The organism is Rhizobium sp. BK196 (assembly GCF_014193255.1).
Lineage (GTDB): Bacteria > Pseudomonadota > Alphaproteobacteria > Rhizobiales > Rhizobiaceae > Rhizobium.
Window position 1 is genome coordinate 1,245,471 of record NZ_JACHZB010000001.1, and the last position, 11,773, is coordinate 1,257,243.

The following is an 11,773-nucleotide window of genomic DNA, read 5'->3' on the forward strand; positions in this document are numbered from 1 at the left end:
GCAGCCGCCGGTTCTTCTTAAAACGTAGCGCGAAGACCTTTCGGCCTTCGCGCCGCTGCTTTTGCCGCATCATGCGGCCCTGCTATCGGCTTCAGCCGATGGAAACATCCCAAGGAGCCACGACCTGCCAGTCGAGGTTCTTTTCCATGGCCTTGACCTCTTTGGTTGCCCAGCGCGACATCGCCTGAGAGTACCATGGAAGAAAGGCCCAGTCGTCGCGGAAGACCTTCTGGGCTTCCTGCGCCAGCTTCACGCGATCCGGGTCGTCGGCAGCCTTGGTTGCCGCTTCGGCAAGCAGGCTGTCCACCTTGTCGTTCTTGTATCCGCCGAGCTTGTTTTGAGCGTTCGAAGACGAAGATGCGATGGAGCCGGCAAGATAAGAGACGGCATCGGGAACGCGTGTGCCGACGTCATCACGGAAGATCTGGACCGCGTTCTGGTCAGGACCGGCATAGGAGTCCTGCTGTGGCTTCATATCGACAGCGGTGATGCCGAGGTTCTGACGCCACTGCTCGGCGATGAATTGGGCGGCAGCCTGGATGGCCGGGCCCGAAATGCCGACGAACAGCAGCTTGGGAAGACGCTCCGGACCGCCATAGCTTGATTCAGCGAGCAGCTTCTTGGCCGCTGCCGGATCATACGGATAGGGTTCGAAGCCGGAATTATCCGCACCCGGAACCGAGTTCAGGATCTGGTCGGCCTTCTTATGCGGGCCATCCGGATAGGACGCCTTGAACAGGCCGTCGCGATCGACCGCCATGATCAGCGCCTGGCGAACCTTGGGGTCATCCATTGGTGCGCGCGACGTGTTGAACCAGAAATGCTGGCTGGTTGGAATGAGCGGACCGGCAGAAAATTCCGGGCCGAGATCCTGGATGATCGTCGAGGTGACGAGCTCGGTATGAGCATTGTATTCGCCGGACTTGATCAGCGAGGTCGCGGTGACATTGTCTTCGATCGAGCTGATCTCGATGCGGGCAAGCTTCGGCTTCGGTCCGAAGAATTTCTCGTTCGGCTCGAAGGTCAGCGTCCCGGCATCGATATCAAGGGCCGTCAGCTTGAAAGGACCGGAGTAGACGGCGCTACTGTCAGGCTTGTACCAATCGGCCACTTCCTCGCCATCGCTGCCGCGCGACTGGGCGGCCTTGGTGATTGGGACAATGTGGTTGGCAAGGCGCATGAAGAAGATCGCATCGGCTTGCGTCAGTGTGCAGACAACCGTCGATTCATCAGGCGTTGTTACGCCGGTCAGCTCGTTGGCGGAGCCGGCAGAGATTTCCTTGTAGCCCTGCACCTTGCTCAGCACCTGGTCGACGCGCTGGTTCTTGGTATTGGGCATGGAAGCAACTTCCCAGGAGCCCTTGATATCGGCCGCGGTGATCTTGCTGCCATCGGAGAAGACTGCCTTCGGGTCGATCTTGAACGTCCAGACCTTCTTGTCTGGCGAGTCCCAGCTCGTGAAGACGTAGGGCTGGATCTTACCCTCGGCGTCGAAATACATCGGCGATGCCCACCAGAAGGAATTCCAGCGGAAGGTTCTGCCGCCACCGCGCAGCGGCGACCAGTCCTGATCGAAGGCGGGATTGATGGCCTTCAGGACCTGTCCGTCCTGCGCCATGACGATGCGCGCGCTCGCACCGAAGAGCGAGAAGCCGACACCGGCCGCAAGCCCGAGCTTCAGCGCCTCACGACGGGAAATCTGCGAAAAGTTCTCAATTGTCATTTGCTCCTCCCTGGCAAATAGCGCGCCTTTCGAAAGACCTCCCCGAAGCTGCGCGATATGACGTTGACATTTGCGCGATAATGTAAATCTGTCAATGAAAAAGAGCGAGCGAAAGGTAAAAATCGAGAATACCAATTATTTAATAATAAAAATCAATATCTTGAAAATAGGCATGTGAAGTTTTCAAATTTGTAAGATTGACAACTGCGCCGCGTTGGGATGAATACGACTGCGCAGGAACGTGCCGGGAAGGCCCGGTCTGACGAGGAGGATACCTTGAGCAATCACAAGATTACAGGCGTCTTTAGCGCCGCCACTACCCCTCTCAACACCGATGGCAGTCCGGATCTCGGCCTCTTTACCGAACATTGCCAGCGGTTGGTCGAAGAAGGCTGCCACGGTGTGGCACTGCTTGGAACGACGGGCGAAGCCAACTCCTTCTCTTCCGACGAACGCCGCATGATCCTCGAAGCGGCACTGAAGGCTGGCATTCCAGCCGACAAGCTGCTGCCGGGCACCGGCGTCGTCGCCATTCCCGAGACGGTCGAACTGACGAAGCATGCGCTTTCGCTCGGCATTACCAAGGTGGTCATGCTGCCGCCCTTCTACTACAAGGGCGTCTCGGACGAGGGCCTCTTCACGGCCTATGCGCAGATCCTGGAAAAGATCGGCGATACCAGGCTGCAGGTGATCCTTTATCACATCCCGCAGGTCTCAGGCGTTCCGCTCTCCGTTCCGCTAATCAGCCGCCTGGTCGAAGCCTTCCCGGAAACGGTCGTCGGCATTAAGGAATCTGCAGGCGATTTCAACAACATGCAGGCGATCATCTCAGCCTGCCCTGGTTTCTCGGTACTCTGTGGTGCCGACCCGCTGTTGCTGCCGCTCCTGAAGGCCGGCGGCGCCGGCTGCATTACCGCGACCTCGAACCTCGTCGCAAATTCGCTGCGTACGGTTTACGACCATGTTCACGACGAGGCCAGGAGCGCGGAGGTCGAGACTGCGCAGGCGCGCATCAACGCCTTCCGCACCCTGTCGAACTCCTATGTCCAGATCCCGACGATCAAGGCCATGGTCGGCCTGAAGACCGGCAACGCCGGTTGGCGACGCACGCGCCCGCCGCTGGTCCCGCTCAATGATGCCGAATACGCGGCACTCGCTGAAGGCTACGCCAAGCTGCCGTAAAGGAGGAATGCGATGCAAACGACAGGTTTGAAGCCCGAGGAAGTGCCGGCGTTGATGGATGGTATGCTCAGGGCAAATGACGCCCAGATTGGCCGCTTTGATGCCTATCTGCCCTCACCCTGCATCCAGAACCATGCCGCCAATCTCGCTTTTCTGGCCGATGGCACGCTGACCTGTGTCTGGTTTGGCGGCACGATGGAAGGCATGGGCGACATCTCGATTTACATGTCGCGACTGGCGCCCGGCGCGGATCGCTGGTCCGAACCGGAGAAAATGTCTGATGATCCGGCAAAATCCGAGCAGAATCCCCTGATTTTTAATGCGCCAGACGGTCGGGTCTGGCTGCTTTACACCTCACAGACATCTGGCGACCAGGACGGCGCGGTTGTCAAATGCCGGATCTCTGAAGATGGCGGCAAGAATTTTGCTCCGGCCACCATTCTCTGCGACCTTCCCGGCACCTTCGTGCGCCAGCAGATTGTCGTTAATGGCAAAGGCGACTGGCTACTTCCCATCTTCCGCTGCATCAGCCTGCCCGGTCAGCGCTGGAGCGGCGATGCCGACACCGCAGGCGTTCTGATCTCCCGCGATGCCGGAAAGAGTTGGCAGATGAAGGAGATAGAAGGCAGTCTGGGCGCCGTGCACATGAATATCGTACTGCTCGAGGGCGACAGGATGATCGCCTTCTTCCGCGATCGTTATTCGGAGAATATTCGCGCCTCGCTGTCATTAGACCAAGGCGAGACCTGGAGCGCGCCGGAGCCGACCAATCTGCCCAACAATAATTCCTCGATCCAGGCCGTAGGGCTGACGGACCGGAGAATCGCGATAGTTTACAACCACAGCAATGCTGCGTCCTCCGACGCGCGACGCCACTCGCTCTATGACGAAATCGAAAGCGACAAGGAGCCTGTCGCGGAGATTTCGAGAATGTCGGCCAGAAAGGCCATCTGGGGTGTTCCGCGCGCGCCGCTCAGCCTTGCAATCTCTGCCGATGCAGGTGGCTATTTCGAACGCAAGTTCGATCTCGATACCGGCGACGGTTACTGCCTGAGCAACAATTCGAGGGACATGCTCAATCGCGAGTTTTCCTACCCCTCCATCACGCAGGGGGCGGATGGCGCGCTTCATGTGGCCTACACCTACTACCGACGCGCCATCAAATATGTACGCATTCCATTAGAATCAATTACTTAGAAGCCATCGTAGCAGCCGATAACGTATGGCCAGGCCGAATGTTTGAAACAATTCGGCCTGCTTATGCGTGAGGCGATTTTTACAAATGCACGACAACGGTTGACAAGCTGAGTTATTTGGATAGGACACCGGTCGGAATACCAGATATTATCAGATATATCAGTACTTTACGCAAATTTATAAGTTCGCGATGCCCACTGTTCTCGCCAAAAACTCATCAATGGACGATAAAAATCCGCATTCATTATTGCCAAAAACTGTGCTACAGGATAACAAATTTACATCATAGACGGGTAAGCCCGTCGCGCAGCGGGAGGGCCGCCTATGGTCAGTTTGGATTCACCTATTACCGTTGTCAGGCCACACCTGATCGAGTTCGGTGTCGGAACTGCGGGGAAGTTGGGCGCCTGGGCGGCCGGCAAGGGTTATTCCCGAACGCTGGTTATCTCGGATGCTTTCAATGCCGCACGCATCGATGTGTTGCAGCTGAAGGGTGAAGTTTCGGTCTTCTCCGATGTAACGCCCGAACCGGATATTGCCAATCTCGACAAAGTGCTGGCCTCGGCAGAAGCTACACAGGCTGAGCTTATCGTCGGCTTCGGCGGTGGTAGTGCCATGGATCTTGCCAAGCTCGCTGCCGTGCTTGCCGGCTCGCAGCAGACGCTTCGCGAGGTTGTCGGCCCGAACAAAGTGCAAAGGGCGCGCAAGGCAGCGCTAGCTCAAGTGCCGACCACATCGGGCACGGGCAGCGAGGCCGGCATCCGCGCGCTCGTCACCGATCCCGAGACCAAAGCTAAACTCGCAGTCGAGAGCCTTCACATGCTCGCCGATATCGCCGTCATCGACCCGTCACTAACCTTCTCCGTTCCTGCCCGAACCACTGCAGCAACCGGCGTCGATGCCATGGCGCATTGCGTCGAGGCCTTCACCAATCGCAAGGCGCATCCAATGATCGACATGTATGCGATCGAGGGAACGCGGCTTGTCGGCAAGTATCTTGCAAGAGCCGTCCGCGACGGTTCGGATGCTGAAGCCCGTGCCGGGCTTTCGCTGGCCTCGCTCTACGGCGGCTTCTGCCTTGGTCCGGTCAATACCGCCGGCGGCCATGCCCTGGCCTATCCGCTCGGCACACGCTGGCATATCGCCCATGGCGCAGCCAATGCGCTGATCTTCCCGCATGTTCTCGCCTTCAACACGCCGGCCGTGCCGGAAAAGACAAAGGCAATCATGGAAGCGCTTGGTTACGACACATCCGATACCGTCAAATCGGTCTTCGATGCGGCCTATGCCTTCTGCGCCGAACTCGGCATCGAAATGACGCTCTCCGGCCTCGGTGTGCCGGAGAACGATCTCGACGCCATGGCCGACGATGCTTTCGCGATCCGCAGGCTGCTCGATAACAATCCGCGCGACTTGACGCGCACTGACATACGCTCGATCTACGAAGCAGCCTATTGAGGCAGGGCTTTCAAGAGGAATTTGGCTGATGGACAGAAATGCAAAAGTCGCAGTGACCCTCGGCGACCCCGCCGGCGTAGGCCCTGAAGTGATTGTCAAGGCACTGGCTGCACTGCCGGCCGCCGAACGGCGCGATTTCGTCATCGTTGGCAATGCCGAAGCATTGGAACGCGCTACGCGCGCCACTGACGTCAGCCTCAATTTCGGCCCCTCCGCCTCCGAAGACGGAAACACCATCGCCGTCGATGAGGTGCCGCTTGGCGCCCCCCTCCCCGAGATTGGCAAGGTCAGCCCTGTCGCGGGCGATGCGTCCGTTCGCTACATCGCCCGCGCCGTTGGTCTCGCCATGTCAAAGGAGGCCGACGTCATCGTCACTGCGCCGATCAATAAGGAGGCGATGAACCTCGCCGGCCACCATTTCGACGGCCATACCGGCCTGCTGGCGCACCTGACCGGTTCCAAGAGCTCCTTCATGCTGCTTGCCTCCGAGCGACTGAATACCATTCACGTCTCCACCCACGTCTCGCTGAAGGGTGCGATCGAGCGGGCGAAGACCGAACGCGTGCTGGCAACGATCGAAGCCGGCCACAATCACTTCATGCGCCTCGGCAGGAAGGCTCGCATCGCCGTTGCCGGTCTCAACCCGCACTGCGGCGAAAACGGCCTTTTCGGAACCGAAGACACGGAATTTCTTGCACCGGCGGTCGAACTTGCACAGGCCAAGGGTATCGACGTGGTCGGCCCGATTTCCGCCGACACGGTCTTTGCGCGCGCTTATAACGGCGCTTTCGATCTGGTGCTAGCGCAATATCACGACCAGGGTCACATCCCGATCAAGCTCGTCGCTTTTGAGACCGCCGTAAACGTCTCACTCGGCCTGCCGATCGACCGCGTCTCGGTCGACCACGGCACCGCCTTCGACATCGCCGGAACCGGCCGCGCCAATCACGTCAACATGCTGTCAGCCATCGCCTATGCGCGGCTGATGGCGAGATCGCCACGTCGGGCCGCAGCGCCCGCTTGAGCAACGGAAGCCCAATTCAGTCCCTGGCCGGCAAGAGCCGCTTGAGGGCGGGCTTTTCCGTCAATGGCCAGGCACGATTTCGGCTTACGCACGGGACTGCAGCCGTTGTCCTCGACAGGCCAGGATACAGATTTCTATCGCGACCACCGTGCTATGATTTGGTCTGTATTTGCCAGCACCTTGCGGACGGCGTTACGCGCCATGTTCGGTCGTTGCAATCGGACGCTTTTTTCAATATTTTCGTGAAGTTTCATGACATATTGCAAGTCGTCTTCCTCTCGCGTGACATAGGCGAAAAGGTGGTTCAGCGCCGATTCGATCAATACGCCGAGCGGCACCAGCAGATCATTTCCCGAGGCCCGCAGGATCGCGATGTGAAATCGCGCATCGGCTTCTGTCCGCTGCTGGAGTGATGTCGCCTGATCCATATCTCGCAGGGCCTGACTGATCGCCTCCATTTGCGCCTCGCTTCGGCGCTCCGCAGCAAGGGCAGTCGCTTCCGGCTCGATCATGTGCCTGAGTTCTTGCACCGCCCGTAAAAACGATTCACGATCGGGAGATGCCACATACCAGCCCAATACATCCCGATCCAGCAGGTTCCAGCGCTCCTTAGGTTCGACCCAACTGCCGATTTTCGGGCGGGAAGAAAGCAGGCCCTTTGCCATCAACATCTTGATCGCTTCACGCACCGCCGATCGGCTGACGTCAAAGACTTGTGACCATTTTGCTTCGTTTGGCAGGATCGTACCGGGCGGATAGTCACCGCGCACGATCCTGAGACCAATCTCGCCTGCCAAAGACAGATGAACACTCGCTCCGGTCATGCGGGCGGCATTTGGGCGCCTTGTGGTGGCTGAGCGGTCAGCCGTCGCCACCTCGACCAGTGTCGTCGGCTTTCCCGATTTCTTGTCAGGCATTTATTTCTACTGCCTCAGCATTCTTTCGACTGTCTGCACGGACTATCAAAAACAATCGTAATAACGAGGAAGTCGCCTGCGATTGGATCCGGCACAAAGCGCGGAATTCAGGGCGCGTCAAGCCCTGCAGATCTTTCGATCCGTTACGTGAAGACAGTCGGCGCACTCTGACCTGGTGCGCCGAGCCGTAAGCCTACTTTTGAATGCAGGTATCGACCGTGTCCTTCGTGCACTCATCGAGCCCGGTGAAGACCGGATCTTCAACTGCTTTTCCCGCAATGAGATCCATCATCACCGAAGGTGCCTTGTAACCCATCTCGAACGGCCGTTGGCCGACGAGCGCAGTCACCAGACCTTCCCTCGCGATAGCAACCTCGTCGCCGATCGTATCGGCGGCACCGATGACGAAATCGTTGCTGGCAATCTTGTCTGCCATCGGCTTGAACAGGTCACGATAGGGTTGCGGCGCGCCGAATAATGGCCAGCCACCCATAATGCCGAACGCGTCGAGCTTGGGATTGGCCGCAAGGATATCCGTCATTGCCTGGACGCCCTTGGCACCATCATCATTGGTAAAGACCGGGCAGCCGGCGACTTCTGTCCAACCACCCTCGCCTTTCAGCGCGGTAAGGCCTTTCTGGCCAGTGAGCGTGTCACGCATACCCTGCGCGCGACGCAGAATATTATCTGCTCCCGGATTGCCTTCGATCGTGCAGATGCTGCCGCCTTTCGGCTTGGCCTTCTTGATGTATTCGCCGATGCGTGCGCCCATCAGATAGTTGTCGGTGCCGAGATAGGTCTTACGCAAGGCCGCGTCCTCGGCAGCAAGATCGGCATCAAGCGTCATCACCGGAACACTCGGATTGGCAGTCTTCAGGGTCTGGGCGATGAGCTTGGCATTTGATGGCGAAATCGCGATCGCGGCAGTGTCCGGCTTGCCCAGCATATCCTGAACGATCTGCGCTTCGCCGGCTTCATCGGATGTCGATGCCGGACCGGTGTAGAAGCACTCGTATTCCGCTGTCGGGTTCTCCTTGTTCCACTTCTGGCAACCTTGATTGATCGCTTCGAAGAACGGATTGTCGAGGCCCTTGACGACGATGACGAGTTGCTTCTTGGCCAGGGCCTGCCCGGCGGTCAATGCTAAAACTGCGGCTGTCAGTAATAATGCCTTCCTCATAGTTTCCTCCCTTGAAACAGACGGGCACTGCGTGCCCGCCACACGAAATCAACCCGGATACCACACGATACGAGGTTCCTCCTTCGAACGCTCGTATTGCCACGCCGAGTCGATAAGCATTTCGAGATCGTAGTTTGGCCGCCAATTGAGCAGGTATTTCGCCTTGCTGTTGTCCATCCAGTTGGAATGGAAGCGGCTTGGTATCTCGACCGAGGCGAGATTTCGCGTACGCGACAGGTAGGCGGCGACTTCACCATAGTCGACAGGTCGATCCATGCAGATATTGAAGAGTTGCCTCTCCGCCCGCGGGTTGTCGATCGCTGCCAATATTGCCGATACGAGGTCGTCGACATGCACGAAATTGCGTTTCAGCGGGCGGCCGTCAGCATCGAGCAGCAGCGGCACCGTGTCCATGGCCGCATAGCGCCGCGCCGCTTCTTCCGGAACGAGCGTCTTCCAGTCTGGGCCACCAAAGACGTCATCCCCAAAGGACAGCGAATACTTGAAATCGTCCTTTTCCATGATCCAGGGCGCGCGCAGGCAACAGCCGTTAAGGCCGTACTGAATGCCAAACTGCTCCAGCATGACCTCTTCGAGGACCTTGGAGAGCGCGTAGCTTCCGGGATAGGCGCAATGGGGGGCGCTCTCGGTGATCGGACCGGAATGGCGATAGTGGAAATGCCCAATGCCCGCGTCGCCGCCGATCAGGATGAACTGACGTGCCGTGACGCTTCCGCGGAACTCCTCGAGCAGCCAGAAGAGACCTTTGACCGTAACATCCATGACGTGTTCAGGGGTTTCCTTGCAAGTGGCAAGATGCACGACATGGGTAACGTCGTTGAGTGCTGCCGCCACGACATCGCGATCGGCGATCGAGCCGCGGATGACTTCGACACGATCGGTTGCCTCGCACAAACGATTGTGACAAAGCGCGCGAACACGGGCTTTGGAAAATCTCGGATCGTCAAGCAGCCCAGCAATGAAGCGCTGCCCGACCTTGCCCGTGGCACCGGTAACAAGGATCAGCATGCTCTCTCTCCCAGTAATAGCTAATATTCGCGCGCCACTTCCGTCAATTGATATTTGTCTGACAAAACAGATTTTTGTTACAATAGGTCCAGCATCTCGGACAATGAGTTGACGCTGTCGCGGGGTTTTGCGTAAATGCTCATATTCGCTTTTCCTGGGAGGATATTGGAAAGGCGAGTTCGCCTGAGCCTCGCGTCGAAACAGGCCGGCTCGGAGCGAACGGACAGCGACAAGTTTTGGGAGGCCAGAAGGCTGGTGGCGGTTCTCGAACTCACCAATATTTCCAAACATTTCGGTGCCATCCAGGCCGTCAACGACGTTTCGTTTTCGCTCGAAGCGGGGCAAGTCGTCGGCCTCATGGGCGATAACGGCGCGGGCAAGTCCACGCTGGTCAAGATGATCGCCGGCAACTTTCGACCGAGCCACGGAACCATGCGTCTCGATGGTACCGAGATCGTCATGCATCGGCCGAAGGAAGCGCGACTACATGGCATCGAAATCGTTCATCAGGATCTGGCGCTCTGCAATAATCTTACGGCAGCCGCAAATGTGTTCCTCGGACGAGAATTGCGACGCGGCATATGGCCCATTCGCATTCTCGACTACAAAGCCATGTACAAGCGCGCCGGCGAGATTTTCCGCGAGCTCAAATCGGAGACGCGGCCACGCGATCTCGTCAAGCAGATGTCAGGTGGCCAGCGGCAAGCGGTCGCGATTGGCCGTACGATGCTGTCGGAAGCGAAAATCGTGCTGATGGACGAGCCGACGGCCGCCATTTCCGTGCGCCAGGTCGCCGAGGTTCTCAATCTGATCCGCGAATTGCGTGACCGGGGCATTGTCGTCGTCCTGATCAGCCACCGCATGCCCGACGTGTTTTCGGTCGCAGACCGTGTGATCGTGATGCGGCGCGGTAGAAAAGTAGCAGACAAGCCAATTGCGGCGAGTTCGCCTGAGGAAGTGACGGGGCTCATTACCGGCGCCATCGAACAGGTGTGATCGATGCTGTCTTTTGCCGCAGCGAGAAAGAAGAAGGTCGACGATGGCGATTACACTTGACCAGACGATCGGACAGAAGCAACGGAGCTGGCTTGCGACAATCTTGGGCGGTCAGACATTCTGGGTTCTGATTGCGGTCATTCTCGCCTGCATTTTTCTATCGATGGCGACGGACTCATTCGCAACGGCGAAGAACATCTACAATATCACCCGCAACGTCACGTTCGTCGCAATTATCGCGCTGGGCATGACCCTTGTCATCATCACCGGCGGCATCGACTTGTCCGTTGGCTCCGTGCTTTGCCTGTGCAGCATGGTGCTGGCGGTCGTCATGCACGCGGGATACAGTATTGAAGTCGGCATTGCCGCCTCGATCGGCGTTGCCCTTTTGGTCGGAGCTTTCAACGGCTTATTCATTGCCTATCTCGGCTTCCCGCCTTTCGTTGTCACGCTCGGAATGTTGTCGATTGCGCGCAGCCTAGCGATGGTTGCGTCCAACAACACGGTCGTTTTCCAGTTCGGGCCTGATCACGACAAGCTGCTGGCGCTGGGTGGCGGCGCCTGGCTTTTCGGCATCGCCAATCCAGTGCTCTACATGATCGTATTGGCGCTCCTTACCGGCTTTGTGCTGCGCTGGACCAAGTTCGGCCGCTATGTTTTTGCCATCGGCGGCAATGAACACGCCGCGACACTGACGGGCGTTCCCGTGCAGGTGATCAAGGTTATCGTCTACATGATTTCTGCCCTGTCGGCGGGGGTTGCTGGCATCATCCAAACCGGCTGGCTCGGCGCCGTCACCACGAATATTGGCGCCGGGATGGAGCTTCAGGTCATCGCCGCTGCAGTCATTGGCGGCGCCAACCTGGCCGGCGGCGTCGGCACCGCCTTTGGGGCGTTGATCGGCGCCGCCCTCATCGAGGTTATCCGCAACAGCCTCGGCCTGCTGGGCATCAACGCCTTCTGGCAAGGCAGCTTTATCGGCGGTGCAATTGTACTTGCCGTTCTTTTCGACCGAATTCGCAACTTGCGACGCGATGAATAGGCAGAGCCGGTCTGGGACCAAACGG

The 11,773-nt window shown here is 58.2% G+C and carries 10 protein-coding genes; 6 read left to right on the top strand and 4 right to left on the bottom strand.

Annotated elements, in window-relative coordinates; translation table 11 throughout:
- Nucleotides 1–91 precede the first annotated feature (91 nt).
- Nucleotides 92–1,723 (bottom strand): ABC transporter substrate-binding protein, encoded by a 1,632-nt coding sequence (locus FHT78_RS06430; RefSeq protein ID WP_183741695.1) that lies wholly within the window; start codon nucleotides 1,721–1,723, stop codon nucleotides 92–94.
- A 276-nt stretch (nucleotides 1,724–1,999) separates the two neighbouring features.
- Here FHT78_RS06430 and FHT78_RS06435 point away from each other — a divergent pair, with 276 nt between their 5' ends.
- From FHT78_RS06435 to pdxA, 4 genes are all read left to right on the top strand, one after another.
- Nucleotides 2,000–2,905 carry a dihydrodipicolinate synthase family protein gene (locus FHT78_RS06435; protein WP_183741698.1) on the top strand — a complete coding sequence of 302 codons (906 nt, stop codon included), beginning with the start codon at nucleotides 2,000–2,002 and terminating at the stop codon, nucleotides 2,903–2,905.
- A gap of 12 nt (nucleotides 2,906–2,917) precedes the next feature.
- Complete coding sequence (locus FHT78_RS06440) at nucleotides 2,918–4,102, top strand: exo-alpha-sialidase (RefSeq protein WP_183741700.1); 1,185 nt, start codon at nucleotides 2,918–2,920, stop codon at nucleotides 4,100–4,102.
- A gap of 324 nt (nucleotides 4,103–4,426) precedes the next feature.
- Nucleotides 4,427–5,560, top strand: coding sequence for an iron-containing alcohol dehydrogenase (locus FHT78_RS06445; protein WP_183741701.1), 1,134 nt, complete (start codon nucleotides 4,427–4,429; stop codon nucleotides 5,558–5,560).
- 28 nt (nucleotides 5,561–5,588) lie between these two features.
- A complete protein-coding gene (pdxA, locus tag FHT78_RS06450) occupies nucleotides 5,589–6,584 on the top strand; it encodes a 4-hydroxythreonine-4-phosphate dehydrogenase PdxA (RefSeq protein WP_183741703.1) in 996 nt (331 codons plus the stop codon).
- 134 nt (nucleotides 6,585–6,718) lie between these two features.
- On the opposite strand, the gene FHT78_RS06455 is transcribed toward pdxA, so the two are convergent.
- The 3 genes from FHT78_RS06455 to FHT78_RS06465 all read right to left on the bottom strand — a co-directional run bounded on the left by FHT78_RS06455 (nucleotide 6,719) and on the right by FHT78_RS06465 (nucleotide 9,710).
- Entirely contained in the window at nucleotides 6,719–7,501 is a 783-nt protein-coding gene (locus FHT78_RS06455; protein WP_183741705.1) for a FadR/GntR family transcriptional regulator, read from the bottom strand.
- A 193-nt stretch (nucleotides 7,502–7,694) separates the two neighbouring features.
- A complete protein-coding gene (locus FHT78_RS06460) occupies nucleotides 7,695–8,681 on the bottom strand; it encodes a substrate-binding domain-containing protein (RefSeq protein WP_183741707.1) in 987 nt (328 codons plus the stop codon).
- A 48-nt stretch (nucleotides 8,682–8,729) separates the two neighbouring features.
- On the bottom strand, nucleotides 8,730–9,710 hold the full coding sequence (locus FHT78_RS06465) for an NAD(P)-dependent oxidoreductase (RefSeq protein ID WP_183741709.1): 981 nt from the start codon (nucleotides 9,708–9,710) through the stop codon (nucleotides 8,730–8,732).
- A gap of 255 nt (nucleotides 9,711–9,965) precedes the next feature.
- On the opposite strand from FHT78_RS06465, the gene FHT78_RS06470 reads away from it, so the two are divergent.
- Both FHT78_RS06470 and FHT78_RS06475 read left to right on the top strand, forming a co-directional pair.
- Nucleotides 9,966–10,706 (top strand): ATP-binding cassette domain-containing protein, encoded by a 741-nt coding sequence (locus tag FHT78_RS06470; RefSeq protein WP_183741711.1) that lies wholly within the window; start codon nucleotides 9,966–9,968, stop codon nucleotides 10,704–10,706.
- Between the two features lie 43 nt (nucleotides 10,707–10,749).
- On the top strand, nucleotides 10,750–11,748 hold the full coding sequence (locus tag FHT78_RS06475; RefSeq protein ID WP_183741713.1) for an ABC transporter permease: 999 nt from the start codon (nucleotides 10,750–10,752) through the stop codon (nucleotides 11,746–11,748).
- Nucleotides 11,749–11,773 lie beyond the last annotated feature (25 nt).